General features: G+C 47.2%; 23 protein-coding genes. 13 read left to right on the top strand and 10 right to left on the bottom strand.

Annotation, left to right across the window (positions count from 1 at the left end; all coding sequences use genetic code 11):
* The first annotated feature begins 81 nt into the window (after window positions 1–81).
* Both SOHN41_RS06240 and SOHN41_RS20335 read left to right on the top strand, forming a co-directional pair.
* Complete coding sequence (locus tag SOHN41_RS06240) at window positions 82–1473, top strand: PLP-dependent aminotransferase family protein (RefSeq protein WP_007646714.1); 1392 nt, start codon at window positions 82–84, stop codon at window positions 1471–1473.
* Between the two features lie 543 nt (window positions 1474–2016).
* Complete coding sequence (locus SOHN41_RS20335) at window positions 2017–2193, top strand: hypothetical protein (RefSeq protein WP_007646712.1); 177 nt, start codon at window positions 2017–2019, stop codon at window positions 2191–2193.
* Here SOHN41_RS20335 and SOHN41_RS20330 read toward each other — a convergent pair.
* The 4 genes from SOHN41_RS20330 to SOHN41_RS06220 all read right to left on the bottom strand — a co-directional run bounded on the left by SOHN41_RS20330 (window position 2190) and on the right by SOHN41_RS06220 (window position 5202).
* The gene (locus tag SOHN41_RS20330) at window positions 2190–2348 is read right to left on the bottom strand and encodes a hypothetical protein (RefSeq protein WP_007646710.1); all 159 of its coding nucleotides are present in this window, start codon (window positions 2346–2348) and stop codon (window positions 2190–2192) included. The genes SOHN41_RS20335 and SOHN41_RS20330 overlap by 4 nt on opposite strands.
* A 156-nt stretch (window positions 2349–2504) precedes the next feature.
* Entirely contained in the window at window positions 2505–2927 is a 423-nt protein-coding gene (locus SOHN41_RS06230) for a DUF3224 domain-containing protein (protein ID WP_007646703.1), read from the bottom strand.
* Between the two features lie 149 nt (window positions 2928–3076).
* A complete protein-coding gene (locus tag SOHN41_RS06225) occupies window positions 3077–3862 on the bottom strand; it encodes a hypothetical protein (RefSeq protein ID WP_007646702.1) in 786 nt (261 codons plus the stop codon).
* Window positions 3863–4074: 212 nt separating this feature from the next.
* The gene (locus SOHN41_RS06220) at window positions 4075–5202 is read right to left on the bottom strand and encodes a polysaccharide deacetylase family protein (RefSeq protein ID WP_007646701.1); all 1128 of its coding nucleotides are present in this window, start codon (window positions 5200–5202) and stop codon (window positions 4075–4077) included.
* Window positions 5203–5550: 348 nt separating this feature from the next.
* Here SOHN41_RS06220 and SOHN41_RS06215 point away from each other — a divergent pair, with 348 nt between their 5' ends.
* Both SOHN41_RS06215 and SOHN41_RS06210 read left to right on the top strand, forming a co-directional pair.
* The gene (locus SOHN41_RS06215; protein ID WP_007646700.1) at window positions 5551–8187 is read left to right on the top strand and encodes a TonB-dependent receptor; all 2637 of its coding nucleotides are present in this window, start codon (window positions 5551–5553) and stop codon (window positions 8185–8187) included.
* Window positions 8188–8251: 64 nt separating this feature from the next.
* Window positions 8252–9772, top strand: coding sequence for a tryptophan halogenase family protein (locus SOHN41_RS06210; protein ID WP_007646699.1), 1521 nt, complete (start codon window positions 8252–8254; stop codon window positions 9770–9772).
* On the opposite strand, the gene SOHN41_RS06205 is transcribed toward SOHN41_RS06210, so the two are convergent.
* Window positions 9769–10653 carry a helix-turn-helix domain-containing protein gene (locus tag SOHN41_RS06205; protein WP_007646698.1) on the bottom strand — a complete coding sequence of 295 codons (885 nt, stop codon included), beginning with the start codon at window positions 10651–10653 and terminating at the stop codon, window positions 9769–9771. The two genes, SOHN41_RS06210 and SOHN41_RS06205, sit on opposite strands and share 4 nt — an antisense overlap.
* Before the next feature lie 483 nt (window positions 10654–11136).
* Here SOHN41_RS06205 and SOHN41_RS06200 point away from each other — a divergent pair, with 483 nt between their 5' ends.
* The 4 genes from SOHN41_RS06200 (at window position 11137) to SOHN41_RS06185 (ending at window position 16404) form a co-directional block, all read left to right on the top strand.
* A complete protein-coding gene (locus SOHN41_RS06200) occupies window positions 11137–12429 on the top strand; it encodes an MFS transporter (RefSeq protein WP_007646697.1) in 1293 nt (430 codons plus the stop codon).
* Window positions 12426–13268 (top strand): ROK family protein, encoded by an 843-nt coding sequence (locus SOHN41_RS06195; protein WP_037458295.1) that lies wholly within the window; start codon window positions 12426–12428, stop codon window positions 13266–13268. Before SOHN41_RS06200 ends, SOHN41_RS06195 begins: the two co-directional genes overlap by 4 nt.
* A gap of 8 nt (window positions 13269–13276) precedes the next feature.
* A complete protein-coding gene (locus SOHN41_RS06190; protein ID WP_086017344.1) occupies window positions 13277–15991 on the top strand; it encodes a family 20 glycosylhydrolase in 2715 nt (904 codons plus the stop codon).
* 170 nt (window positions 15992–16161) lie between these two features.
* Window positions 16162–16404 carry a hypothetical protein gene (locus SOHN41_RS06185; protein ID WP_007646694.1) on the top strand — a complete coding sequence of 81 codons (243 nt, stop codon included), beginning with the start codon at window positions 16162–16164 and terminating at the stop codon, window positions 16402–16404.
* Between the two features lie 108 nt (window positions 16405–16512).
* Here SOHN41_RS06185 and SOHN41_RS06180 read toward each other — a convergent pair whose 3' ends face one another.
* Complete coding sequence (locus tag SOHN41_RS06180; protein WP_007646693.1) at window positions 16513–17139, bottom strand: fumarylacetoacetate hydrolase family protein; 627 nt, start codon at window positions 17137–17139, stop codon at window positions 16513–16515.
* Window positions 17140–17372: 233 nt separating this feature from the next.
* On the opposite strand from SOHN41_RS06180, the gene SOHN41_RS06175 reads away from it, so the two are divergent.
* Window positions 17373–19400, top strand: a complete 2028-nt coding sequence (locus SOHN41_RS06175) for a methyl-accepting chemotaxis protein (RefSeq protein ID WP_007646692.1) — start codon at window positions 17373–17375, stop codon at window positions 19398–19400.
* A gap of 75 nt (window positions 19401–19475) precedes the next feature.
* Here the strand turns inward: SOHN41_RS06175 and SOHN41_RS06170 are convergent, their stop codons facing one another.
* Both SOHN41_RS06170 and SOHN41_RS06165 read right to left on the bottom strand, forming a co-directional pair.
* Window positions 19476–20489 (bottom strand): succinylglutamate desuccinylase/aspartoacylase family protein, encoded by a 1014-nt coding sequence (locus SOHN41_RS06170; RefSeq protein ID WP_007646691.1) that lies wholly within the window; start codon window positions 20487–20489, stop codon window positions 19476–19478.
* A 105-nt stretch (window positions 20490–20594) separates the two neighbouring features.
* Window positions 20595–21191: a MarR family winged helix-turn-helix transcriptional regulator gene (locus tag SOHN41_RS06165; protein WP_007646690.1), complete on the bottom strand. Its 597-nt coding sequence runs from the start codon at window positions 21189–21191 to the stop codon at window positions 20595–20597.
* Between the two features lie 230 nt (window positions 21192–21421).
* Here SOHN41_RS06165 and SOHN41_RS06160 point away from each other — a divergent pair, with 230 nt between their 5' ends.
* A complete protein-coding gene (locus SOHN41_RS06160) occupies window positions 21422–22627 on the top strand; it encodes an MFS transporter (RefSeq protein WP_007646689.1) in 1206 nt (401 codons plus the stop codon).
* A gap of 79 nt (window positions 22628–22706) precedes the next feature.
* Here the strand turns inward: SOHN41_RS06160 and SOHN41_RS06155 are convergent, their stop codons facing one another.
* Window positions 22707–23270: a PhnA domain-containing protein gene (locus SOHN41_RS06155; RefSeq protein WP_007646687.1), complete on the bottom strand. Its 564-nt coding sequence runs from the start codon at window positions 23268–23270 to the stop codon at window positions 22707–22709.
* A gap of 509 nt (window positions 23271–23779) precedes the next feature.
* Between SOHN41_RS06155 and SOHN41_RS06150 the strand changes: the two genes are divergently transcribed.
* Window positions 23780–24493, top strand: a complete 714-nt coding sequence (locus SOHN41_RS06150) for a DUF2461 domain-containing protein (RefSeq protein WP_007646685.1) — start codon at window positions 23780–23782, stop codon at window positions 24491–24493.
* Between the two features lie 52 nt (window positions 24494–24545).
* On the opposite strand, the gene SOHN41_RS06145 is transcribed toward SOHN41_RS06150, so the two are convergent.
* Window positions 24546–25148, bottom strand: coding sequence for a TetR/AcrR family transcriptional regulator (locus SOHN41_RS06145; RefSeq protein WP_007646683.1), 603 nt, complete (start codon window positions 25146–25148; stop codon window positions 24546–24548).
* A gap of 181 nt (window positions 25149–25329) precedes the next feature.
* Between SOHN41_RS06145 and SOHN41_RS06140 the strand changes: the two genes are divergently transcribed.
* Both SOHN41_RS06140 and SOHN41_RS06135 read left to right on the top strand, forming a co-directional pair.
* Window positions 25330–25956, top strand: a complete 627-nt coding sequence (locus SOHN41_RS06140; protein WP_007646681.1) for a glutathione S-transferase — start codon at window positions 25330–25332, stop codon at window positions 25954–25956.
* A 77-nt stretch (window positions 25957–26033) separates the two neighbouring features.
* Complete coding sequence (locus SOHN41_RS06135) at window positions 26034–26702, top strand: glutathione S-transferase family protein (RefSeq protein ID WP_007646668.1); 669 nt, start codon at window positions 26034–26036, stop codon at window positions 26700–26702.
* Window positions 26703–26928 lie beyond the last annotated feature (226 nt).

The following is a 26928-nucleotide window of genomic DNA, read 5'->3' as shown; positions in this document are numbered from 1 at the left end:
TTGATGTTCATGTGGCTCAGTCTAGCCTTATATGCCATATTAAAAAGGTACAAAAACCATGAAAATAAGTAGGACATCTGAGTGGGCTATAAAGACATATACCAGCGCTATACCCAAAGTATTCTGTCGGGAAGCCTAAAACCTGGGGAGAAAGTCCCTTCTATCCGGGTGCTGGCACAGGACTTGGGGGTCGCGAAGAAAACCGTAGAGACGGCTTATGACATTCTGATTGGCGAAGGTTATCTTGTGAGCCAAGGCGCCAAGGGCACCATAGTTAATCCTGATCTAGACATAAAAAAAACGCCGGCAGCGACGACCCCGCCACTTGAAGATGCAAAGCTGCAAGAGCTACTCGACCTGAGGGACACCCCTGGTTTCCTGCGTCTGGGCATTCCGGCGCTGGATGTTTTTCCGCACAAAAAGTGGCTACTGTTATCAGGCAAGGCAATACGTACCATGCGTTCTGAAGATATGATCATTCCTTCAGCCATGGGATATGAACCGCTGCGTCACGCTATTGCCAATTACGTAAATATCTCGCGCGGGCTCAATTGTGCTGCCGAGCAGGTCTTTATTACCAGCGGCTACAAACACAGCCTTGCACTTATCCTGCAGGCGATCGCCAGCCCCAAAGACAAAGTGCTGTTCGAAGACCCCGGCTATTTATTTGGGCAAAAACTGCTCAAGCGAATGGTACTTAACCTGCATTATGTGCCAGTGGATAGCGAGGGGCTGGATGTCGATTACCTCGTTCGTAATCACGCCGACGCCCGTTTTGTCATTACGACACCGTCCCATCACAGCCCGCTGGCTGTCACCCTGTCACTGCCGCGGCGTAACCGTTTATTACAGTGGGCAGAGGACAATGATGCCTGGTTAGTTGAAGATGACTATGATGGCGAGTTTCACTACACCCGCAAAGTGATACCAGCACTGAAAAGTCTCGACACCCAAGAGCGGGTTATTTATGTCGGCACTTTCAGTAAAACCATCATGCCATCGATGCGGGTCAGTTATCTGGTGATCCCCAAGGCGCTTATCGGCAAATTTATGGAGACAGGCGAAATTGTCGAAACTGGCCAGCCACTGCTGCCACAAAAAATACTGACCGCCTTTCTGTCTGAAGGACATTTTTTCAAACACTTGAAATCTATGCGCCCCCTTTACCAGCAAAGGCGGATGATGCTGTATAACGCGCTGCAGCAAATCTACTCAGGGGTATTTGAGTTTGAGCAAACAGACGGCGGGATGCACATAGTCGCCTTTCTTAAAAAGGGCACCCAAGATAGTAAGCTCGCCAACATCTGGCAGACACATCAGCTAATGGTGTTTCCCTTATCCGCTTGGTATGTCGGTACCAGCCGCCGCTATGGTTTAATCATGGGGTATACCAATGTGCCTTCAGAGCAAGAAGCACTGCGACTTGTCTCATTGCCCTACAAAGAAACAATGACACTTCTGGCAACGAGCTGACAGCCGATTTACCGTGATGCAAATGCAACAGACCTTGATACTAAACAACCCAGACTCGCTGATAGGTGTTTGCCTATAGAAATTGATGAGAGATTTATATACACGTATTGCAAGGTTTTTTAGCGAAAAATGACTTATCCCCTCTTACAGTCTCTCCAATTCAGGCAAGACAAATGCGGCTACCCTTCGTGCGGGTATATTAACATTGAAATCCAGCCTGCATCCTTGAAGCTGTTTATCCCCCTCCAAGACCCATTGAACCCCCATATCCCCACCCCAAATAGTGTCGAACTAAAATTCCATCAATAACAAAAAAACAATGTTTATCAATATAAATATCGTGAGCACTATAAGTACCCGCATAACACTTAATTGACTAGCTTGGAGAAGTAATTTTTGAGTGGTGTTGCTAAAATCCTAAAATTTACAGCCTATCGCCTGTGCTCATTGCTGCAGTGCTTGTTGTAACTCCTTCCTATCGCTGCTATTAGCCTATTTCAATTGAGCGCCGCTTGGTTGATGTAATTGTAAATAGGCGAGACAGTGTTCGACTGTGTCTTGCACTTGGCGATTGCGGTCGAGCAGATGCCAGTGGGTGGTTTGCAACTAACAAAGTTTCACGGCTTTAATGTTGGCAAAGGCATAACTGCACCACACGCCCATCAATCCCCAATTGAACAAACCTCGGCCAATCCACAGTTGCCGTTGCCCAGCGTCTAACCAGCACTGTTGCTGTAAAATGCCAGCGGCAGCACGGATAACAACATAAAAAATGCCGCCCAGCCAAGCACAAGTTGCAGCGATGGATCGGGTTGCAATAGCGCTGTCTTGGCGCAGAGCATGCCAAGCACTAACAACCCAGTGGCAACAGCCATAACAATGGCCAGTATCGAGTGCTCAGCGTATTAAGATAAAATGCACTTTTTAAGGCCGATTGGGGTCCACTAAGCTCACTCCTCACCTATGCACCTATAGCCTGCAAATTGGGGAAACGGAAAATGGGACGACTGAAGGCGAATGCCGGATACAAGCTAAAACTCAGGCTCTGCGCGGGTTTCAAAGCCAAACTGGAATTCATAGAAATGTTGGCCATTTTCGATACTGATGGCCATAGTGCCGCTTAACCCCTGCAACTCGCCCGCGCCAGAATGGGGAACCACTTCTAAGATCAGACGATTTTGCCCATCGGTCATAATGCCAAAATGTTGCAGTAGGAAACTGCCCTGCTTACCACACAAGTTACCCACCACTTGCTCAATCGCCACATAGCCAGCAGAGCCTTTGACTGACGTCATTGCACTGAGCATTTCGCCCTGGCTACGCGCCTCAAGTTCACCGTAAAATGTTTTATCTAACGTCATCCGGCCAAGAGCCACACCATCGACACCAGTTGCATAGGTGCTACTGGGGGTGAGTTTCACATCGAATTTTCCGGTGATTTTTTTCGCGTTCATCGTACTCTCCTTGTTTTTATCTTGGCCTGCTCATTCCTAAGTTTGAGCCCCCAAAAAAACAGTAAGCGCAAAGTTAAGCCTAGGATCCCAAGCGAGTTAATTGGGCGAAAAATAACTTAACACAGGACTCTGTATAACCCTAATTTCAATTATTTGATCTCGGATTCACTCACTGTCATCTCAATAGTCTTAACGATTTTAGGCTCTTCAGACATAGCTTGAGTCGGCGCCCTATCTCGATAAGTCACAGCCACTTTATATGGCGATTCAAAGGGATATACAGGTTCTATACTATCGACTTCGATCCGGTCACCTAACATGACACTGCCTAAATGGTTCAGAGTGTTATGACCATAATCGAGGTTAAATAATCCAAGATACCAAAACACCCCAGAACCTTGAGTGGTCACGATAAAGGGGGCAACAAAGGGCATGGTCTGCATGTTAGGATCATCTTGAACGGGTGCTTGATTTTCAGTATCAGGATTGAGTGCCGGATCGAAGTTGAGCGGGGTAATACGCATATAGTCGAGTAAGACTCGCCCCTTCACTTCACCATCCTGATAATCACCCATGGCAAATTCCGTTTGTTTAACCTTGATAAAATGGGTTAGCACCACGGACTGCCCCCCCTCTGGTAATTTGATTTCAAAGGGGTTTGCAGTATTTAAGCTAAAGAGTTTAAGCATAACCTCCGAGGCATTCGCCACAGGTTTTACCTCACTGGGTACAGCAAATTCAGGGGTGCCTAGCGTCTCATTCGCCACAGTATCGGCGTGTTTCTTCACCTTAGCCTCGTCATATTGCATGACCTGACCATCTTCCATCACCATAAAAATATCATCATTAGTCATGTTGAAACGGTAAATGCCCGCGGCAAGAATACCGAGTACAACAACAGTGGCGACTATGGTTAATTTTACAAACGTACTCATCTTTTCTCCCCCAATCACGCTCTTTATGCACTGCTCTTCTAATACAGATCAACTTCAAATCGATGTCGGAGCAGTATTACAGATACTGAGTTAAAGCGGAGTGGGTAAAGTGTAAAAAATGACGCTATTTTGAAATTTGTCAGGCTGAGTTCAGCAACATGCCCATTACTCGATGAATATATGGGCCGAGTAAATACTCGGCCCGAGACATCCTACTTCTCGTTTTTCCACAAGGCTGGGGTTTGGCTCGGTTGCCAATTGCTTTGAGAGAAGTGCGCTTGTACTAGGGAATAGATTTTATCTTGGTAGGACACAAACTCAGGCTGCTGATAATCATGCTGATCCTGCCAAGCAGGTGCATAGTTATCTAGCGTATCGAATCGATATCCTTGGCGCTGCGCCTCTTCCACAAAGCGTTTAATTTTAGGCAAGTTAATGGTCGCACCTTGACCACGGTGCGCATTCTCAAACAGGAAGTCGTGGGTCAAGATCACCACTTTACCGTCGTGCAAACCATCGCTACAGTCTAAGTTCTGCGTGCGACTGTTGAGAGGGTTCATCGTCGTAGGTGCACAAGTGTTGATCACTTGATTGATTTTATTCACCAACTCAACCCCATCGGCCATGGTTTCAGCAGGGAATGCGACGCCCCAGTTTTCAGGCCCCCAATCAAAGTCCCAACCAAATATCTTATAGTCACTCTCGGCAAGCATGTTTTGAATTTGCACCGCTACTTGCGAACTGTTGGTCGAGGTTTCGGCGGTACAAGCAAAAGCAGGATCCCAAGGCGGCACAGTATCAGAGGTTGCACACAAGCCGTCGCCTTTGAGTTTACTGGTGACTCGCCAGCCATTGGTGTAGGGCAAACGCGCCAATTTAGTCATCTTGTTATTGGGATAACTGGCGGCATTAGGAATAAGTTCAGCCACTTTGGCCGTGTTCGTCACGAAGTAGGTAAAATCGGTGGCCGCATCTTGATAGGATTTAACCGGCCAGAGGCCAACTTGATTACAATATGCCGCCCCCGATTGCACGCCATCGGTGCAGTTATGCAGCATATGGTCGTAACTGTGGTTTGCTAGAATATGACCATCGTCCAGCAAACGTTGAAGGGCTATGGCCGCTAACGCTTCGTTTTCATCCCCTTCGCCATACATATGAAATGCATTGATAAAGAACGTCGCCTTGATATTGGCGTCCTTTAGCGCGTCTAACAGCCCTAAGGTTGCGTCAATTGGACCATCATCAAAGGTGAGGTAAATGGTTTTATCGCTGGCATGGGCAACACTTAAGCTAGCTAAACAGAGTCCAACTGCGGCGGCTATCGATTTCAGTTTCATGATCTCATCCTATAGATAATGTTTTAAAGCTAATGTTTAAAAAAAATTAATGAGTTAGCTCCCACTGCATTGAAGCTCGTACACAGGTGGCGGCACTCATTCGCTCGGCTTATCTATAGTGAGTATTCCAGCCCGCGTTAGTTATACCATCCTAGCAACAAGCCATACTTTTCTACGCTAAATCGATAAATCCCCCATCACTACTCAAGTTGAAGTCACCGCCTCCCTCGCTTTAAACACAATAGAAAAATACCAATCCTAGTGTGAAAAGTACCGCATCAACAATTCGATAACAGGTAAGTTAACTGCAGAAAATACAACACTAAAGCACTACAGGGACGCAATAACATGTCAGAAGGTCAACTATTTAAGAGCTCTTTGCTCGCATTATGTATCGCTAACGCCTTATTCGGGATGAGCTCAACCGCAGTTGCGGCGGAGCAACAAGAGGCAACGACAGAAAATATGGAGGTCATCCAAGTGCGCGGCATACGTCGCTCGATTGAGGCTTCCTTGAATACCAAACGCTTCGCCGACTCCACGGTCGATGCCATCACCTCGGAAGACATAGGTAAATTTCCCGATAAAAACATCGGTGATGCGCTGCAGCGGATCTCTGGGGTGACGGTCGATAGGCAATACGGTGAAGTGAGCGGGGTCACCATTCGCGGTACGGCGCCAGAGCAGAGCCGTATTTTGCTTAATGGTCAAACCGTTGCCAGCACTTCTTGGTATGATCTTGGTCCTGCCACCCGTACCTTCAATATGGAATTATTGTCGGCAGAACAAGTCAACACAGTTGAAGTGCACAAAACGCCAACCGCCAATCTTGAAGAAGGTGCATTAGGGGGCACGGTCGATCTCAAAACCCGCAAACCGCTCAACCTCGATGCTCACACTTATCAAGTCTCTGGCGAACTAAGCCAAAGCAGCCTATACGATGAAACCGATCCGAGTGGATCTTTCCTCGGGAGCTGGAAAGATGACGATGAACAGTTTGGGATATTAGCGGCATACTCAGTGGAAAAGTTAACGAGTGGCCGTCATGTACTCGAATCGCTGAGCGGATATTATGAGTATTTCACCGAAGATCCCGCGCAAAACCAAGAGTCAACCGTTGGGGCTTGGGGGATAGGTTCACAGGCCTTTAAAGCAGAACGAGAACGTACCAGCGCTCAAGTCACCTTGCAGTTTGCTCCCTCAGATAAAATGGATTTCACCTTAGATTATTTTAATTTCGAATTTGATAATCCACATGTTAACCATAACTTCCTTACCGTTGGAGCCCGAGGTTCAGGCTCGACTAATGTGGTCAACAATGCCCAAGGCGGCACAGCGTCGGCGACGATTCTGCCGGCATATGCGTCGATTATTTATAACCCTGTGGTGCGCCACGCGGTTAATATGAAGACTGATGTACTTAATCTTACAGGTAAATATCAAGGAGATAACTTCACACTGAGCGGTGTCATTGGCCAATCAACCTCAGATGGCGGCACCCAAGGCGGCTCTTCTTCCTGGTGGATCCCAGCGACGGATCAAGGCGGCAAAATTGGCGATCCCGCCTTCCCTAATGGTCAAGGCAGTGTCGATGGCGGCTTTAGTTACGATGCCACAGGGCCCTATCAAGTGGTGCTGACGAGCCTAGATGCCAACGATGCTAGCCAATTCAAACACGCCCAAGAGGCGAACTATGAAACCACAGTACAAGAGCATAAAGTCAGCTACGCCCAATCCGATTTCGAATATCAACTCGATCATGATTTTATTAATAAAGTCGCCGTCGGCATAAAATACAATGCCAGTGATTTCGAGCGTAATGCCTTCAACCGCAACCCCGCTGAAATCCTCGGTTTCGTCCCTGATGGCAACCTAGCAAACTGGAGTGATGGCGTGCTGTCTGGGCTACATTCCCAGAGCGGCGGCAATGTGCTCGACTCCTATGCCAAGTTAGATGAAGACAAATGGTGGGCCTTTATCAGCGAGAAATACGCCAATGGCGAGTTAGTGGAAGTCGCCGATCTCGGCAACACTTTCACTGTCGAAGAGGATATGTTGGCCCTCTATGCCCAAGCGGATTTCAGCGGCGAATTCTACCGTGGTAACTTTGGCCTGCGTTACGTTAACACAGACCAAACCTCAACCGGTTTTGCCGACGGTAAGCCCTACAATGAATCCGTCAATTACGATAATTGGTTGCCGAGCATCAACATCGCCTTCGATCTGAGGGAAGACATTATCGTGCGCGCCGCAGCCTCATCCGTAATGGCTCGCAACAATTACAGCGATCTCAAACCTGGATTAGCCATAGCGAAAAACTTCGGTACTGCTACGGGAGGAAATCCTGATCTTAAACCCTATACAGCCAACCAAGCTGATTTAGGCATTGAATGGTATTTCACTGAATCCTCAATGCTTTCAGCTGCAGTATTTTACAAAGATATCGATAACGTCGTATTTGTGACTGAGTCAGTAAAATATGTCGAAGGTTGCGGCGCCTCAGAGTCCGAGTGGGATAAATGCCGGGTTACCGCTCCAGAGAATGGCGGTAGCGGCTCTGTGACTGGGCTTGAAATCCAGCTGCAACATAACTTTGAAAGCGGTTTTGGCTTCTTAACCAACTACACCTATGTTGACAGTCAGAGCACTCGCCCCGATGGCACCGAACAAATGATCGAAGGCGTGTCAGAAAACTCCTTCAACGGCTCATTCTTCTATGAAGATGATCTGTTCAGCGCCCGTATCGCCTATAACTGGCGTTCAGAATACTTAGGCGTGGGTAACATTCAAAACGTGCTAAACGACAGCTATCAACAAGTGGATGCGTCGATTATTTGGCATGCAATGGAAAACTTAGACTTCTCCTTAGAAGGGGTGAATCTAACCAATGAAGTAGTGCAATCCTATGATGTTAATTATGGTTTAACTCAAAACACCATAGAGTTTGGCTCCCGTTACTACCTAGGGGCGAGCTACAAATTTTAATGTGTTTCAATATGATAGCCGACCTAAGTGTCGGCTATTTTATTAAAATTTAGAGTAATGTCCCATGAAGAAGCATAAGAAAAACATTCAGCAGATTCTCATCTTAGGCGGTGGTACTGCGGGTTGGATGGCTGCTGCGGCACTGGTGAATAATCCCCTTTTTGCCGCCATAAAGATTTGCCTAGTCGAGTCCGCAAATATAGGGACTATTGGGGTTGGCGAGGGTTCGACACCACACCTGAAGCGTTTTATGGATAAACTAGGCATTTGCGAAGCCGATTGGATGGAAAAATGCCATGCCAGCTATAAAACGGGCATCGATTTTATCAATTGGAATGGTGATGGACAGCAATATTTTCACCCCTTCTATTTTCAACTGGATGTAAAACCCGCTGAAGTGTTCTTCGTAAATGCAAATGCAAGGCGCCGCGGACAAGGTGATGCGGTACAACCGGACGATTTTTTCTCTAGTGGTGTACTCGCTAAGCATAATCTTAGCCCTCGTCCTCAAAGGGAACTGCCATTTACCAATGAATATGGCTACCATTTCGATGCCACACAATTGGCCAACTATTTAAAAGAATATGCCTGCAAACGCGGTGTACTGCATATTATTGGCGATGTTATTTCTGTTTCTCAGCATAATAATCATGATATTAACAGCTTAACACTCGCTAGCGGCCAGAGACTCGATGCAGATTTTTTTATCGATGCCAGTGGCTTTAACGCTCAGCTAATGCATAAAAACTTGAACGTCCCCTTTCAATCCTTTGCAGAAGCATTACTCAATGACAGTGCGGTTACTGTCCCCGTCGATTTAAATAGCACCCCAGATGCTCTTTTCGCCAAATACCATACCCGCGCCACGGCACTCGGTGCGGGCTGGCTATGGCAAATTCCCCTCGCCCATAGGATAGGCAATGGCTATGTGTATAGCAGTCGTCATATCTGTGCCCAAACGGCCACAAAGACGTTGCTACACCACTTGAACTTGTCCGAGTCAACACCTGTTCGTCACCTTAAAATGCGCGTAGGTGTGAGTGAAAAAGCTTGGCACAACAATGTATTGGCAATAGGGCTTGCCCAGAGTTTTATCGAACCCTTAGAAGCCACTTCGATTATGGTGACCCAGTTCACCCTAGAACGATTTATGGCGTTATTCGAGCGTTATCAATTGAATAAGCAGGCAGAAACCTTAAGTCGACAAACGCTGAATCAGTCGGTAATGCAGTTAGTGCTTGGCGTGAAGGATTATATTCAGGCTCATTATGTGACGAGCAAGCGTAGTGATAGCAACTACTGGCAAGATGCTAGAAATGTTGTTATTTCTCTTAGACTTAAACAGTTACTCCAGGCATGGCATAGGGGAGAGGATTTTGATTTTCAACTCTACAAATACGATCAACAGTTGGCTTATTTTCGTCCCTCTTGGTACTCCCTCTTAGCGGGAATGGACTTTCGCGATCCTCAGCTTAAACTTCCCTTCAAACCCATCTCTGCTGAAATCACTGCACAGGCAAAGAGTTATTGTGCTGCAATAGTGAACCATTATTTCGGCCCTTACAATACAACACAAAACACTTAAATTGCCCTTTGTTTGTGACTAAATCGCTGCCTAAACCGACTAGGAGTGACACCTTTGAATTGGATAAAGCGGCGATTAAAATTAGATAGGTTATTGAAACCACATTGATCGCTGATCATCGATATAGGGCTCTGGTTGGTGATCAACAATTTACAAGCTTTAGCGATTCTAAGTTGGTTAATAAACTCGGTTAAAGTCTTCTCGGTGCGTTTTTTAAAGAAGCGATGGAAATGATTGGTGCTCATGTGCGCCAACTTTGCCAACTCCTGTGCCGACAAGGCCTGAGTGTAATTGTCATAGATATGCTCAATCACTTTATCGAGCTTTTTCACGGTAAAGTCGAGCTTACTGCCGTGGGTAAACAAGGTGCTCGACAAGAGTTCCTGCTGACTATCCTGTTGTAATAAGGCTAATAATTCCAATAACAAAATATAGCGTTTAAAGGGATTGGCCGTCTCCATCGCAATAAACACACTATGGGTCTTACGCGCCGTTTCCTCACTAAACAACACACCCCGTTTGGCATGGGTCAAAAGGGAATTCAAGGACGCTAACTCGCGCTGCTCATTCACAATTTGGTGCAACCAGGCCGCAGGAATTTGCGCAACATATACCACCTCAGGCCCCATATCACCATTGGCATTAAGATCCACTTCGGATTGCCAGCCGTGGGGCATATCCGGGCCTATGATCACTAAATCATAATCGCCATAACGGGCAATATGATCGCCCACATAACGCATTCCATAGCTGTTAAGGGTTAAGCAGATTTCGTACTCGGGGTGATAATGCCAGTTGAGATCCATGTGGTCCCATTCATAACGAAAGTAACGCCAAGAGCTGTTTTCATCGGGGATCACTTTTTCACACAGAGGTTTCATCCATTAAACTCCAGTTACTCATTCCTTTACCTTAGCTTCAATCAGCCCTGCATTCACTTACGCTAACGGTTATTCCCTATTAACTGATTCAAGCACATAGGCCTTATTTTTTAATGCGAGCCTTGATCTATCAGAGCGCGTAAATAGCAGTGCCTCGCGCACTATTGTCTATAGCAAGCCAGCCCTACAGTGATACTCAACTCTGTTACTCCGATACTATTCTATCCAATGTTAATTAAAGGTAATCATTTTACAAGTAAACACTTTATCAGCAGAGGCTAAAACACGGTTTTACCTATGCCCATTCGCAGCAGCTATCTACAGCACACTATTTGTAGTTGTAGCACCCGACGTAAATCCGCCAAATCAGCGCGAACATGATTTGCATATGTGAGAAAAGTATCGACAGAGGCACCATTCGTATCACCACCAAAGCGAGCGTCAGGCCACAATGAATTTCACTTAATTCAATTGGCTAAGCACATGAAACACAAACTCATCATACTGTTTGTCCTCTGCACTTTCTTTGTGATTTCCTTGATGACCAACAGCATGGGGCCGATTTTCCCTGCGTTAATAGACAGTTATGCTATCGGCCTGACGTTGGCGGGGTTATTTCCCTTTGCGTTTTTTATCGCCTACGGCGTGACATCGATTCCTGCGGGGATTTTGGTGGATAAGTACGGTGAAAAACGGGTGATCATCTTAGCCTTTAGTCTGGCGTTTATCGGCGCCGTCACTTTTGTGTGTCTCCCTACCTTTAGCATCGCTATGTTTAGCCTGTTTTGCATCGGCACTGGCATGAGCTTATTACAGGTGGCAGTGAATCCCTTACTGCGCCAAGCCGCGGGGCCTGAGCATTTTGCCTTTTTCTCTGTTCTAGCCCAACTCGCCTTTGGCGGCGCCGCAACCTTAGCGCCGCTGGTGTATCAGCATTTTGTCGCCTTAGATCAAGCCAGTGTTGCATCAGCCAACTATGTGCAACAGCTATTGCCCGAGAATATGAGTTGGCTTGCCATGTATTGGTTATTTGCCGTGGTCGCGCTCGCCATGGTGCTCTTTGCCAGCCTAGTGAAGATGCCCAAAGTGGATAAATTGGCAGAGGAGTCGGCGGGGGCTCTCGAGACCCATTTGCGCCTTTTCAAAGATAAAACCGTTTTGAAATTCTTCTTCGCTATCGCCGCCTATGTCGCACTTGAGCAAGGGCTTGCCAACAGTATTTCGGTCTTTTTATCACAATATCATGGTCTTGATACCTTAAGTGTCGGTGCCAATGTGGTCAGCGATTTTTGGTTTTACATGACACTCGGCTGTTTACTCGGTTTACTGCTACTTAAGCTTATCGACAGTCAGATCTTGCTGCTCAGTTTTTCCCTTAGTTCACTGGTTTGTTTTCTGGTGGCGATATGGGGACCGAGCCAACTAGCATTAATTTGTTTCCCATTGGTTGGCTTTTTCATTTCTATCATGTGGTCAGTGATCTTTTCACTGGCGCTCAATTCTCGCGCCCAAGATCACGGATCATTCGCCGGCATTCTCTGCACTGGCATTATCGGTGGCGCGTTTATCTCGCCGATCATTGGCGTTATCAGTGAGCTTTCCGGCGAATTACGACTCGGGATGTTAGTGCTGTTAATCCCTATGAGTTACATAGGTTATGTGGCCCTAACGGCTCGTCCCTTGATTAAAAACACCACTCTATTTTCAGCTAAAGCGGCATCAAAGGATGCCGAGCCAATGGCAACCAATAACACGAGAGGCAACAAGCTATTATGAGCGTCCTATGTTTAGATCTTGGGGGAACTAAACTGATGTTGGCACAGGTGGAAGGTAAAAACTTACTCGACACTTGGCGGTATCCCGTTCCCGCCGATGGCAATTTTGAACAATTATTCGATTTCCTTGTGACCTGCATCCACAGCCACCTCACGCCTGAAACCTACGGTATTTCCATCGGAGTGCCCGGCATGGTGGATATGCACAGCGGCACTTTACTCGAAGTGCTCAACATCCCGGCGCTGACGGCAACGCAGTTAGCCCAACAACTGCAAAATACCTTTGAAATTGAAGTCGTTGTGAATAACGACGCTAACCTCTTCGCCCTCGGTGAAGCTGTGCTCAATAGCAATCAAGACATGCTCGGGATTACCTTAGGCACAGGCGTGGGCGCTGGGGTGATTTTTAATGGTCAGCTGTATTCGGGTAAGCATTGCGCCGCAGGTGAAATCGGCAGCTTGAGTTATCGCGATGGCATTATTGAACACTACTGCTCGGGGCAGTACTTTACCACTCATCACCAAATGAGTGGCGAGCATTTGTACCAAAAAGCCTGTGAAGGTGACAGCCAAGCACTGCAAGCTTTCGTCCATTTTGGTGAACACTTGGCGCACATGATCGCCCAAACCTTACTGGTATACGATCCCCAAGATATCGTCCTTGGCGGCTCAGCAAGCCAAAGCTTTCCCTTTTTTATTGAGGCACTTAAACAGAAATTGCAGAGCTTAGCCTATGGCCCACAACTGGCGGACTTGACGATTTCAGCCAGCCAACATCACAATGCGGCACTCATAGGCGCCGCGCAGTGGTTTTTACAACAAAAGGACTCAGTTAAGTGAAAGGACGAATGAAAGGGAAAATAAAGTGGCAGAGGATTAGGACGGCCTTAGTCAGCGGCATAATGGCCGTGCTTCCCGCGATGCCAGCGCTTTCAATACTTGCTAGCTCATCAGTGCAGGCCGCCGATACAGTGCAGGAGGCAAATCATGTCGCGCTGAATCAATTGGCCGACAAACTTCAGTTAAGTTATCAGTTAACCGCCAGTTACCTTGAAACCTGTCCCGCTAAAGAAGCCCAATGCTATCGCTCTGCCATTGAGCTGACCCTGCCCACTCAGTTATCTAACGAAGAGTTAAATCACGGCGATTGGCAGATCTATTTCAGCCAGCTATCGCCCGTTTATTTTGTCGATGCGGGTGACTTTAACATTGAGCATATCAATGGCGATTTACATAAAATCGTCCCTAAAGCCAGCTTTAAGGGCTTCGTTGCCAATCAAGTTTACCGTATTGAGTTTTATAGCCAAGGCAGCCAAATCACCCGCTCCGAGTTTATGCCAAACTTCTTTGTCGCTATGGGCGATAAGGCGCAGCCTATAAAGAGCACTCAAACCCAGCGCAATAAAGAGACGGGTCTGCCCGAGCAAGCTTACCTCGCACCTTTTAATGTCGATAAACAATTCCTACTGGCAAAAAACGATGCAACCCCCTTCGCCGATGGTCAGTATTTAGCCGAGCAATACCAAGCCTTAGCCGCAGACGCAGGCAAGACGCCTGACATTAGTGGCAAACTCATCCCCACGCCACTTCACAGCCAAAGCCTAGACTCGGCGCCCTTATCCCTTGCCAAAGGTTATCGAATCACGGCTGCGGCGGTAGATTTTAAGGGGCGGCAGGCGGCGTTTGATTACCTCGATTCTTTAGGCTTTTCGGCCAAGGACAAAGGCACACCACTGTTATTGCAGCTCGATGCTCAAGATCCTAACGTCGCCAACACTGAAGCCCGCGATAGTGAAATTAAAAACCGCGAAGCCTATCGGTTAACCATAACAGCTGAGCAAATTAGTATTCGAGCGGGCAGTGAGGCGGGACTCTTCTATGGCCTGCAAAGCCTAGCAGGGCTGATCAGTTTAAGTGACGAGCAACTCGTCGCCATCGATATTCAAGACCAACCTCGCTACGCCTTTCGCGGCCTGCATATCGATTTAGCCCGTAACTTCCACTCGCTCGATTTTATTAAACGCATCATTCCACAGCTCGCCGCCTATAAAATCAATAAGCTGCATTTGCACTTAGCCGACGATGAAGGCTGGCGTTTAGCCATACCCGGCTTACCCGAACTGACCGATGTGGGCGCAAAACGTTGTTTCGATTTAACCGAGCAAAGCTGTTTATTGCCACAACTGGGTAGCGGCATAGCGGACGTAAACCCCGTCGATGGCTACTTAACCGTGGCGCAATACCAAGCAATTTTGCAACTGGCAGATGCCCACCATATCGAAGTGATCCCTTCACTGGACATGCCGGGGCATTCCCGCGCCGCGATAAAATCCATGGAGGCGCGTTATCGCCATTACCTCGCTAAGGGAGAAAAAGCTAAGGCGGAGGAGTTTTTACTGACTGAATTCGCGGATAAAACCCAATATTCTTCCATCCAGTACTACCACGACAACACACTCAATGTGTGCCTGCCGAGCACCTATCATTTTATCGATACTGTGATTGATGAAGTCAAAAAAATGCACCAAGCCGCAGGCGTTCCCTTAGTGCATTACCACATAGGCGCCGATGAAACCGCGGGCGCTTGGGTAGAGTCCCCCGCGTGTATCGCGATGAAGCAACAAAAAGCCGATAAGTTAGCTGGGCTGCACTCACTCAATGGTTACTTTATCGAGCGTGTCGCTAACATTTTGGCGGATAAAGGGATTATTGCCGCAGGCTGGAATGATGGCATGGGTGAGGTGCGCCCAGAAAAGATGCCCGCACAGGTGCAATCTAACGCTTGGTCGCTGATTTCGGACAACGGCCATCAAATCGCCCATAAGCAAGCAAATCTTGGCTGGAAGGTCGTGATCTCAACGCCAGAAGTCACCTATTTTGATTTCCCCTATGCTAGCCATCCAGATGAGCGCGGTAATCATTGGGCCGCAAGGGCCATAGACAGTTTTAAGGTGTTTAGCTTTATGCCCGACAACCTGCCCGCCCATGCTGAGCGCTGGCGTAATAGCTTAAATCAGCCATTTATCGCAGACGATAGCCAAAGTCAGCTCAAGCCAGAACAGGGTTTTTACGGCTTGCAGGGGCACCTTTGGAGCGAAATGGTGCAATCGGACGAGCAAGCAGAATACATGCTATTCCCGCGCATGATCGCCCTCGCCGAACGGGCATGGCATAGGGCGCCATGGGAATTAGCCTATGATTATCAAGGTAAAATCTATAGCCAACAGACTCAACATTTTGCCAGCCAACTCAATGGCCAAGCCGAGCAAGTACTCAAACAGGATTGGCAAACCTTCGCCGCTGTGTACGCCAATAAAGTGCGGCCTAAGTTAGCAAAAGCGGGAGTTTTCTACCGCATAGCCCCGCCTGGAATACGTGTTGAAAATCAACACTTAGTGCTCAATAGCTTATATCCCAATACCGAACTGGAATACCAACTCGACTCAGGATCTTGGCAAACCTACCGCCAAGCTTTCAAGCTTAATGATGTCAAACACATCCGCGCCAGAGTCAAAGATGGTGCGCGTTACTCCCGCCCATCGACTTGGAAAAAAACCCTCTAGTGATATCTCGCGGAAGTCGGCCATCACATCTGATGGCCGATGCGTTATGCATGAGCTTAACGCTCTTACATTGAGGCTTTTCAATCACAGAGCAACTCAGGCTATAATCTCGCTATTCGCAATGACACTCTCGTGATAACACTTTATCAAGCCTAAGGATCCCCCTGCCGATGACAACTGCTTCTACTAGCCCCTTTGCCCTATTAAATCAAACCACTGCGACCTCGTTCAATGAGCAGAAGAACCTGATTAAGCGGGTATTCAAGGGTCAGCCAGTGCAATGTCCTCACTGTAAACAAACACTAAAAGTGATATTGCCTGAGCAGGCAAAAGCTGAACAAGCGGCGGGGATCTACTGCGCTAAAGGCTGCACAGATATCGAACTCGATATGGAAGCCGTCGCGGGACTCTAACAAATTTGAATCCAAACTACGGCGGTATTGCAGGTAACTCGCCGTAGCAGCACTGATGACTTCGCTATTTATTCATATTAGTCGTGCGAATTTCAATCTTTTCAAAGCTTAAGATACCTGCCATTGCCACTCGAGCAAAGGCTCTGTGCTCGCTTGCAGGCCACGGCTCAGTGTGACGTTAAATACACTCTCAGTGGGGATCACTCCCACGCCCTTAGGCGTACCTGTCATCACAATATCGCCGTCCTCTAGGCTGATAAAGGCTTGCAACTCGGACAATATGGTCTGAGGTTTGTAGATCATTAAATCGATATGCCCTTCTTGGACCAAATTATCATTGATACTCAAGGTAAAATGCAGCGGCGCCTCGGCATTATCAATCGCCACAAAGGGGCTGAATAAGGCGGCGCCATCGAAGGCCTTTGCCCGCTCCCAGGGCAATCCCTTGGCTTTTAACTTGCTTTGTAAATCACGTTTAGTGAGATCTAACCCAACGGCAACACCACTAAAACGACCATCTTGGAACATAAAACACAGTTCGGTTTCATAGTGCAGGGTTTCACCTTGATGCTCGGCAAGCAGTTGGGGCGAAATGGCAGAATTAGGCTTTAAAAACACGACCATATCCTCTGGCATCTCATTGCCTAGCTCATAGATATGCTCGACATAGTTGCGCCCAATACAAAGGATTTTACTCGGTATTATCGCCTCATTACCTAACATCACGGTTTTCATTTTCTGTCCTTCTTATGATGACTCAATGCCACTAGCTACTACAATCAAAACACAGTATACAATTTTACTCCTACGACTCTCTGCTACACTTAATTTTATATCTAAATAAAAACAATGTACTAGGGACATGGTCTTGCATAAAAAGCCTCAAACCTCAGCACTCTGATGATTTACCCTTTAATACTGTTGGTGAAGATATGTCTGAAACCACTTACGAAAAGGTCCATAGCTCAATGTTAACACTCAGCATCAAACAGAAAATGCTCTTAAGTTTCAGCGCAATTGGCATCCTACTCCTTGCGGGGAGTAGCTTTTTCTATTATTCCCTTTACCAGGTGAAAATTGCCTACGCAAACATTGAGACGCTCGCGGTTCCGGTGCAAAAACAGAGTGATAACCTGCAATTAGTGCTAGTAAAAATGTCGCGTCTTGCCACATTAGCCCATAGCCAAAGGGATACCGCAGCGCTAACCCTTAGTCAGCAAGCCTTTAATGCCCTAGAACGGAAATATCAGCAGATTGAGAACGAACTAACACAAAGAGTCAGCGATCAACCCCAGATGCAGGCTTCATTAAAAGAGGCCAAAATTCGCTATCAAGCCTATTTACAACAAAGCCAAGCGATGTTTGCAGCCAAGCTCGCCAATGAGCAGGCTAAACAGCAATATCAAACACTCTTTAACCATTTTATCGACGCTAAAACCCAAGCAAGCAATGCCATGATAGATCTTGAGACCATATCGCTACCGGATAATGCACCCTTACTGGAGGAAATTATCGGCACCGGCACTCGTATCGACGACATGTTATATACACTAAGCAACACTATGGCCGAATTAATCTATGCCAGCGATACCAAGACAGTCACCGACCACCAGCAGGATGTAAGCCTGTTATTAGGCAACCTTGATACCAATTTTATCTTTTTAAAACAACAAACAACGGGTTTAGATACCTTAGGCTTACTGCAAATATTTGAGCAGCAGTATGCCATTATTAGCACTCTACTAATGACGCCTGGCGAGCTATATCAGGCACAGCAAAAAGTTGTCGGCACTCAAATCCAAGCAGAGCAACACTACAAAGATGCCGATCTCGAATTCAATGCCAATAACAGTGCCTTAGATAAGCTTGTCACCCTCGCCGACCGCCGATTCACTCGCCTACAAACCATAGCGAATAATGATATTCAACAAGGCCAAACCTTAGCCATTGTGCTTGCGACTGTCTTTATTATCATGGTGAGCTTTATTTCCTTCTTCACCCTTAGGGCAATGCTTCATCCCCTCGCATTAGCCAATGTTGCCTTAGCGAGCATCGCTCGCGGTGATTTGTCCAAACGTATTCCCAAACGCCATGATGATGAATTTGGTACCCTGATCGATAATATGAATACCCTTTGTGACGATCTTGCCAAGCTATTGACTAATATCAGTAATAACGCCCACTCCTTAGATCATTCGGCGAGCCAAACTCACCAACAGGGTCAAGGTATCGCAGGCGCAGCAAGTACTCAAATAGGGCGCGTAAACAGTACTAAAGCATTAACGGAACACATGGTTGCTAGCTCAAATCTCGTTGCAGAGCAGGCGAGTGGATCCGCAAAACTCATAGTACAGGCTTCACAATACGGCAATCAGGTCAAACAAATCGCGGAGAATAACCAAGATAAGATTGCCGAGTTAAGCACAAAATTAAGTGGTTCCGTCGAGGTAATGTCTCGCTTAAGTGTCCACAGCGATAATATAGGCAGTATTTTAACGACCATCAGCAGTATTGCGGAGCAAACAAACTTACTGGCACTCAATGCGGCCATTGAAGCGGCTCGAGCGGGGGAGCATGGCCGAGGTTTTGCCGTGGTGGCCGATGAGGTCCGCTCCTTAGCATCACGGACCCAGTCCTCCACCGCAGAAATTCAAACCATGATCACGGCCCTACAAAATGAAACTGCCGCAGCGGCCACGGCCATAACAACGGGGCAGCTGCAGGCCAATGAATGTGTGGAGCAGAGCCAAGCTCTCCATAACGCTATCGCCCATATCCAGAGCACATTAGATGCTATCAATGATATGAGCTTACAAATTACCCACGCCGCCCATGAACAGCTCGCCTATAGCCAACAAATTGAATCGAGTATGAGTGAAGCAGCCCTCGCGGCCGAACGCAATGCAACTGAAGCCACGGACATGGCCGAGCGCAGCAGCCAAGTGACACAACTTGCCCATTCCCTCACAAGCTCGGTGGAACGCTTTAAGTTGTAGACGTGATAGGCTCTAGGGCCTAGAGCCTAGAGCCTAGAGCCTAGAGCCTAGAGCCTAGAGCCTAGAGCCTAGAGCCTAAGCATATTCCATCAGGAATTCATCGAGCTGCTCATTGGCGATCTCAATCTCATCCCCTTCAAACTGGGCGATATGGAACATACCCTCGCCTTCGTTGGTAACGGGAATGTTGCTGATCCCTATGATGATGCCGTCGGTTGGGGCGCGAATCGCCACACTGTCACCGCCGTGGGGGCTGACGATATGGGCGATGATATAACCCTTAGTCACCCGTTGCCCTAGCTTGAGCTTCATATTCACTAAACCGTCGGATTCGCTGCGCACCCAATAGCTGCGAATGGCGCTAACACTCGATCCCTTATTGCTCACCCGTCCCTTGAGCATGCCTAAACTGCGCATCACATTGAGTACGCCCTTAAGGCCGGATTTGATCGACAATTCACTGAAACGTAGTGCCTCGCCCGCCTCGTACAAAATACACGGAATGCCCTGCTGGTTAGCATAACCCCGCATCGAAACACTGCGCGCTTTGGAATGCATGATCAGCGGCGCACCAAAGGCATTCGCCATGGCGAGCATAATCTCATCGCTGGTATCACAGCGAATTTGCGGCAGGTTGTCCCTGTGAATCGCGCCCGTGTGTAAATCGATCACATGGGTTGCATGGACTAATAACTGAGTGGCAAATAGGTTGGCTAACCGACTTGCCAGCGCCCCTTTACCGGAACCAGGGAAGCAACGGTTAAGATCGCGCCTATCGGGTAAATAACGGGATTGTTGAATAAAACCAAACACATTCACAATTGGTACCACAATCAAAGTACCAAAAAGATGCTTAGGATTAACCCGCCCTAATAATCGCCGACAGATCTCGATACCATTGAGTTCATCCCCATGAATGGCGGCGCAAACCAGTAGCGTTGGGCCGGGTTTGGCCCCGTGAAACACTTCCACATGAATATCGAGTTGGGTATCGGTATACAACTTAGCGGCGGGCAGCTTAATCCCCAGTTGGGTCCCTGCTGTGACTCGTTTACCTGCTAATTCAAATGCTTCACGTCTTTTTACCATAGCAACTCCCTTGTACTATCGAATATTGTCACGCACGGTTAACCCATATTTGCCAATAACGCTCCGTATCATCTCTATCCCAAATACCAATGTGGGGGAAATGCGCTATTGCGGCTCAAATTGGTTCAGCCAAGATTTTAAAATCTGCAATAACATAGGCCTATCTTCAACGCTCACGCCCGCTAACAATGCACTCTGACATTGAATATGCTGCGGCAATGCCTTATCAATAAGCGTCTTGCCCTCAATCGTTAACGAGACATGCACGGCGCGGCGATCTTCCTTACTGTGCGCCCGTTCGATCAACCCCTTATTTTCGAGTCTGTCTAAGCGGCTGGTCATAGCGCCAGAACTTAGCATCATGCTCTGATAAAGCTGTGAAGGCGAGAGTGTGAACGGCTCTCCCGAACGCCTGAGGGTGGCGAGCACATCGAACTCCCCCTGACCTAAGCCAAATTCGCCATGGCATTGCAGCAGTACCACTTCAATATACTTAGTTAAACGTGCGATTCGCCCAAGTACTGCCATAGGGATCAAATCCTCAGTCACCCCTTGCTGCCGCCATTGGCCGATAATGCTATCCAAACCATCTTTTCTATCAAGGCCATCTGCTTTGGTGTTCGAAGCCGCTTGGCCTTTATTCGCAGGACTCGCGTTAGTATCCGCAGGGCTCATGTGAGTGGGTGTCGTTTTCGCTGTCATAGACTTATCTCAACATAAAGATTCTTTATATCATTCTTTACATCTTAGTCATTTTCTCGCAGAATTAAAATATCTTTATATCAAGATACATTTGAAAGAGATTCTTTTTGAATTGTAGTGATGCAGCTTCAACTTACTGTTGTTGAAAGGAAATTATCATAAGTGCGCAAAATGCCGCTACAGGTCACTCTTTTTGCAAATCAAACTCAGCTTATTTTTGGAGACAATCCATGCGGTCACCCCTGACAGAGAAAGCGAATTTATTGCTGCTCGGACTCGCGTTCATCTTTATTGGTCTAAATCTACGCCCCATCCTCGCCTCCGTAGGGCCTTTGCTACCCAGCATACAAGAGGATATCAGCTTAAGTTTTACCTTGGCCTCTATGCTGACACTATTGCCCGTACTCGCCATGGGGCTGGGCTGTTTTGTGGGCTTTCATATCGCTAAGCGGTTAGGATTCAATACAGTGATGACGGGATCATTGCTCCTCTTGATCGTCGCCACTGCGATGCGATTCTGGGTGATGGATGCCAACTGGCTTATCTGCTCGGCATTACTGGCTGGGGTTGGTATTGCCCTCATTCAGACCATCATGCCCACTATGATCAAACTCAATTTCGGTGAACGGGTGCCCTTAATGATGGGGCTTTACGTCACCGCCATTATGGGCGGCGCTGCTTTGGCTGCCAGCAGTGCACCTTTTATCGGCATGAATTTAGGTTGGCGCGCGGGCTTAGGCCATTGGACTTGGTTAGGCATAGTGGCACTGGCGCTGTGGCTCATGGTTAAACACAAAGCCGCATTAGTGAATCAAACTACGGAGCAAACTGTGCCGCTTCGCTTTTGGCGCTTTCGTCGCAGTTGGCTATTGGCGATATTTTTTGCGCTAGGCACAAGTTGTTATGTCTGCGTGCTGGCATGGTTAGCCCCCTACGCGGTCGAGCTAGGTTATAGCCAAACTCAAGCGGGGTTAGTGTTAGGTTTCTTAACCAGCATGGAAGTGATCGCGGGCTTAGTGTTTCCTTGGCTTGCCAGCAAGTCGACGGACAGACGCGCCATCATTGCCCTACTGTGCTTACTGCAACTCATCGGCTTTATGGGACTCGCACTCGCCCCTCAAGTGTCACTATTTCTATGGGCGGGACTGGCGGGATTAGGTATAGGCGGGATTTTTCCACTCGGATTAATTGTGACTATGGATCATCAACAAAACCCTATGTTAGCGGGTAAGTTAACCGCTTTTGTACAAGGTGTGGGTTATACCATTGCCGCTATTTCGCCTTGGATCGCTGGATTGATCCGCGATAATTTTAATAGCTTTAACAGTGCTTGGTTGTTGCTCGGTGGCATAAGTCTGATGGCGTGGATACTATCTTGGCAATTTAATCCGCAGGGCTATGCACACCAATATCAAGTCACGCGCTGCGTATCTTAAGCATCTCATTTTGCATAAAAAAACGCCATGTCGATTAACGGACATGGCGTTTTTAGGTGTGCTGCTCGATAAATAAAACTTAAGACTTTTTAACGAAGCACGTCAGGATCACAATACGAGTACCGTTAACACGGCCTTCGATATGCTCTGGATTATTGGTCAATGCAATGTTACGCACAGCAGTGCCGCGCTTAGCCACAAAGCTAGTACCTTTCACGTTTAAGTCTTTGATGATCACTACGGTATCACCAGCGTTAAGCACGGCACCATTGCTGTCTAACGTTGGGGTAACGTCATCACCGGCTGAGGCAACTTCAGCATCGCCCCACGCTTTTAAATCGTCTTCAAGGTAGAGCATATCCAGTAAATCCTGCGCCCAGCTTTCGCCATTTAAGCGCTTAAGCATACGATATGACATCACTTGAACTGCCGGTACAGGGCTCCACATGCTGTCATTCAGACAACGCCAATGGTTCATGTCCATGGTATCTGGTGCGGCAATCTGGCCACTACAGGTTTCACAGATCATGATCTCATTGTCACGACCATCCGATGCGGGTAAATCATAAATAGAGAGTTCAAGCTCGCTGCCACACAATTCACACTTGCCGCCACAGCGACTTAGCAATTCATTTTCAGTCATTTTTCTGTCTATATGCTTATTAAAATGCGGATTATGCCATAAATTGGCTTTTTACGGCAGGGGGCTTAAGCAATATAACCCTATTTTTTATGCGATTTACTTGCCATATCAAAAATGCATTGATTATTTATCTTTAAAATTCATAGACTAACATAATGATAAACTTATGCACTGCTGCGGAGCGGCCACCGAATAAATAGGGATAAACAACAGAAACACACTCAATTCTAGGGTGCAAACCCGCATTAGTCCCACCATGGAATTCCGCCATCCCCTCTAAGGCTAAAGCACACCTATTGAGATCGGCTTAGTTTGATGGATGTAGCCTAATTAGGAACATGTTTAGGGAATGGCATCATGGAAAATCTAAGTGAAGATCTTCCCAGAGCATGGCAGTATGGGGACTATCTTTATCACTCCCTGGGAAAGTGCAAGCGGATCCTCACACTCATTCCTAAGTATCAGTGCGGTTTATGCTTGCTGCAGATGCACGATTAAGGTTCACCCAAATGGCCACAAACACAACTAAAACGCCTGTAATGACTGGCGCCACATTCAGCATAGCCAGTATGCAATTTTTACATCAATTGGCACAAAACAACTCCCGTGAATGGTTTAAAGCCCATCAGGATGAGTACGAAAATACGGTACGTACCCCAGCATTAGCTTTTATTGCCCAAATTCAACCGCATATTATTGAACTGTCGCCAAGGCTCACTGCCGTGCCTAAAAAAGTGGGTGGCAGTTTAATGCGCCCCCAGAGGGATAGCCGCTTTAGCCACGATAAAACCCCTTATAAAACCAATGTTGGTATTCAATTTCGCCACTTTCAAGGAAAGGATGTGCATGCCCCAGGCTTATATCTGCATATTGCCGAAGAAGGTTGTTTTATTGCAGCGGGGATTTGGCATCCAGAATCAAAGGCCTTAAATGCCATACGCACTTGTATCGATGAGAACCCTAACGGCTATAAAAAGGCGCTGCAAACCTTGCAGAGCCATGGATTTAACATGGATGGGGATAGCTTGACTCGACCGCCAAAGGGCTTCGATAAAAACCACCCTATGCTGGCAGAGCTAAAACGCAAAGATTTTATCGCCGTAAAAAATATCGCCTTCGAAGAACTCTGCCGCCCAGATGCCACCCATTTTTGCGCGGAGCAATTTGCACACTGCACTCAATTGATGGCCTATCTGTGTTTCGCCCTCGATCTTGATTTCTAAAAACAACAGGCCTAGGTATTAACCTAGGCCAATCAAACCGCGTTTTTTGCCGCTAAACGGCCCGATGAGTTTTTGTATTTAAACTTCGTAAGTAGCTCTGTAATACCGCGAAAGCATCGTCTAATAGCGCATATTCGCCAGCCTTACCTAATACTCTAATTCCTTGTAATTGCAGTACTAAAAATGCAGCAACCTGATGAGGCTGTATATGGTCTAATAGCTCCCCCCGCGCTTGGCAAGTTTGCAACACTTGGGTAAAGGTGGTCTGTAGTCGGCAAAATAATCGCTGACATTCCTGCAGTACCCCCTCATCGTCTAAGCTCTTTTCAAGCACCGCATTTTGCATAAAACAGCCGTATTTTTGCTCCCGCTGTAGGGCAACAAAGCGCGCTAAGTAAGCCTCTATCTCGGCCAAGCCTGCTTTTTCATGCAGCAGCGAATCTGAAGCGCCAAAGGAGTAGTTGTCGAGGTAGAAACTAAGACATTCGCGGTAAAGATTTTGCTTATCGCCGAAACTGTTATAGAGACTAAATCGATTGATGCCCAAATGGCCGACAAGATCGGAAATCGAAGTCTCGGCAAAACCCTGCTGCCAAAAAAGCTCCATCGCGAGTTTGAGTTTATCCTGCCGATCAAAATTACAACTACGTGCCATAGCCTGCGACCTACCATAAAAAATCACTTACACCCATCATAGTCAGCCCAAATGCAACGGGCAAAACATTCTTGACTGTTCGTTTAGATATGAGTAGATTTTATCCTAACCGATCGTTCCGATAAAGCTGAATATGTGTCTAGGCAGCATATGCAAAAGCTATAAAACTCAAGGATATTAGATGAAACTCTATGAACTAGCCCCCACACCCAGCGCACGCCGCGTCAGTATTTTCCTAGCGGAAAAAGGTATTGATATCCCGAGGGTAAACGTCGATATCCGCGGAGGGGAGAATTTAAGTACCGAATTTAAAGCCAAAAGTTTAAATGGCCGCATTCCATTACTCGAACTCGATGATGGCAGCTACCTGTGTGAATCTGTTGCCATTTGCCGTTATTTAGATGAAATCCATCCAAGTGATCACTCGCTATTTGGCAATAACCCACTCGAACGTGCCAAGATTGAAATGTGGCAGCGGATCATTGAACTACAGGGCTTAATGGTCGCATTTCAAGCCTTTCGTAATTTAAGTGGTGTCTACAAAGACAGGGAAAACTGTGTTGAAGCATGGGGCAAAGAATCCCGCCAAAGGGTGATTGACTTCCTACCAACCTTGGACCAACAATTAGCCAAATCGCCCTTTGTCGCCTGCGATAGATTCAGTATCGCTGACATTTCAGCTTACATTTTTATCAGCTTTATTAAGAACTTAGACATTGAAGTCACTGACAGCTTGCCGCACCTTAAGGCTTGGTTCATCACTATGGCACAGCGCCCTGCCATAGTATCGTTAACCCCTAAAAAGTAGCCTAGTAGCCCCAAACTACCCATATTCAACCTTTATAACAGCATGAGTATGCTAACTCGCAATCTAAGGGAATAACTATGATAGATTTATATACCGCCGCGACCCCTAACGGTTTTAAGATCTCCATCGCACTGGAGGAAATGGGGCTAGAGTATCGCGTCCATAGGTTAGACTTCAGTAACAACGAGCAAAAACAACCCGAGTTTCTTGCCATCAATCCCAATGGCCGGATCCCGGCCATTATCGACCGCGATAATGACGATTTTGTGGTATTCGAATCGGGGGCAATTCTGCTGTATCTTGCCGAAAAGACGGGTAAACTCCTGCCCGCCGATCCTAAAAAACGCTCTCAGGTCATCCAATGGCTGATGTTCCAAATGAGTGGCGTTGGCCCCATGATGGGACAGGCCAACGTATTTTACCGCTACTTCCCCGAAAAAATCCCCGCCGCCATTGATCGCTATCAAAAGGAGGGGCGACGTTTATTCGAAGTGATGAACACTCAACTCGCTACCCATCGCTATCTTGCTGGGGAGGAATACACTATCGCCGATATCGCCACTTGGCCTTGGGTGAGGATCCACGAGTGGAGCGGTATCAATATGGCAGGCTTACCCCATTTGCAACGTTGGTTGGATGAGTTAGCGCTCAGGCCAGCCTGTCAAAAAGGCATAGTCACGCCGCCTCCGGTGGAAATGAGCGATGAAGAACGCGCTAAACAAATCCAAAAAATGGTGACCAAATAATTCTCTACCAAGCGATAATTACGCGAATAGGTGCAGATTGCCGTTAGGTACAAAATAGTGAGTCCCAGTGATTCAACCACTTAAAGCCCCGCAAGCTTAGGCTAAATAGGGGCTTTTTTACTGCCTGTTTTTAGGTAAAACTGCTACACTCTGCGCCACTTATTTTCTTCTCTGTGATGGCAATTATTCCCCCATTTGCCCACAACAGGGACATGATTCAGGCTAC

Origin of the sequence: Shewanella sp. HN-41 (assembly GCF_000217915.1) — a bacterium.
Classification (GTDB): domain Bacteria; phylum Pseudomonadota; class Gammaproteobacteria; order Enterobacterales; family Shewanellaceae; genus Shewanella.
The sequence above is the reverse complement of the archived record's forward strand: the minus strand, read 5'-3'. Positions and strand labels throughout refer to the sequence as shown.

Excerpts from the sequence above, each read along its gene's own strand:
- SOHN41_RS06225 (WP_007646702.1), bottom strand. The coding sequence starts at position 3,862 with ATGAGTACGTTTGTAAAATTAACCATAGTCGCCACTGTTGTTGTACTC.
- SOHN41_RS06135 (WP_007646668.1), top strand. The coding sequence starts at position 26,034 with ATGATAGATTTATATACCGCCGCGACCCCTAACGGTTTTAAGATCTCC.
- SOHN41_RS06145 (WP_007646683.1), bottom strand. The coding sequence starts at position 25,148 with ATGGCACGTAGTTGTAATTTTGATCGGCAGGATAAACTCAAACTCGCG.
- SOHN41_RS06140 (WP_007646681.1), top strand. The coding sequence starts at position 25,330 with ATGAAACTCTATGAACTAGCCCCCACACCCAGCGCACGCCGCGTCAGT.
- SOHN41_RS06150 (WP_007646685.1), top strand. The coding sequence starts at position 23,780 with ATGGCCACAAACACAACTAAAACGCCTGTAATGACTGGCGCCACATTC.
- SOHN41_RS06200 (WP_007646697.1), top strand. The coding sequence starts at position 11,137 with ATGAAACACAAACTCATCATACTGTTTGTCCTCTGCACTTTCTTTGTG.
- SOHN41_RS06230 (WP_007646703.1), bottom strand. The coding sequence starts at position 2,927 with ATGAACGCGAAAAAAATCACCGGAAAATTCGATGTGAAACTCACCCCC.
- SOHN41_RS06220 (WP_007646701.1), bottom strand. The coding sequence starts at position 5,202 with ATGAAACTGAAATCGATAGCCGCCGCAGTTGGACTCTGTTTAGCTAGC.
- SOHN41_RS06160 (WP_007646689.1), top strand. The coding sequence starts at position 21,422 with ATGCGGTCACCCCTGACAGAGAAAGCGAATTTATTGCTGCTCGGACTC.
- SOHN41_RS06205 (WP_007646698.1), bottom strand. The coding sequence starts at position 10,653 with ATGAAACCTCTGTGTGAAAAAGTGATCCCCGATGAAAACAGCTCTTGG.
- SOHN41_RS06180 (WP_007646693.1), bottom strand. The coding sequence starts at position 17,139 with ATGAAAACCGTGATGTTAGGTAATGAGGCGATAATACCGAGTAAAATC.
- SOHN41_RS06170 (WP_007646691.1), bottom strand. The coding sequence starts at position 20,489 with ATGGTAAAAAGACGTGAAGCATTTGAATTAGCAGGTAAACGAGTCACA.
- SOHN41_RS06175 (WP_007646692.1), top strand. The coding sequence starts at position 17,373 with ATGTTAACACTCAGCATCAAACAGAAAATGCTCTTAAGTTTCAGCGCA.
- SOHN41_RS06165 (WP_007646690.1), bottom strand. The coding sequence starts at position 21,191 with ATGACAGCGAAAACGACACCCACTCACATGAGCCCTGCGGATACTAAC.
- SOHN41_RS06215 (WP_007646700.1), top strand. The coding sequence starts at position 5,551 with ATGTCAGAAGGTCAACTATTTAAGAGCTCTTTGCTCGCATTATGTATC.
- SOHN41_RS06155 (WP_007646687.1), bottom strand. The coding sequence starts at position 23,270 with ATGACTGAAAATGAATTGCTAAGTCGCTGTGGCGGCAAGTGTGAATTG.
- SOHN41_RS20330 (WP_007646710.1), bottom strand. The coding sequence starts at position 2,348 with ATGGCTGTTGCCACTGGGTTGTTAGTGCTTGGCATGCTCTGCGCCAAG.
- SOHN41_RS06185 (WP_007646694.1), top strand. The coding sequence starts at position 16,162 with ATGACAACTGCTTCTACTAGCCCCTTTGCCCTATTAAATCAAACCACT.
- SOHN41_RS06195 (WP_037458295.1), top strand. The coding sequence starts at position 12,426 with ATGAGCGTCCTATGTTTAGATCTTGGGGGAACTAAACTGATGTTGGCA.
- SOHN41_RS06210 (WP_007646699.1), top strand. The coding sequence starts at position 8,252 with ATGAAGAAGCATAAGAAAAACATTCAGCAGATTCTCATCTTAGGCGGT.
- SOHN41_RS06190 (WP_086017344.1), top strand. The coding sequence starts at position 13,277 with ATGAAAGGGAAAATAAAGTGGCAGAGGATTAGGACGGCCTTAGTCAGC.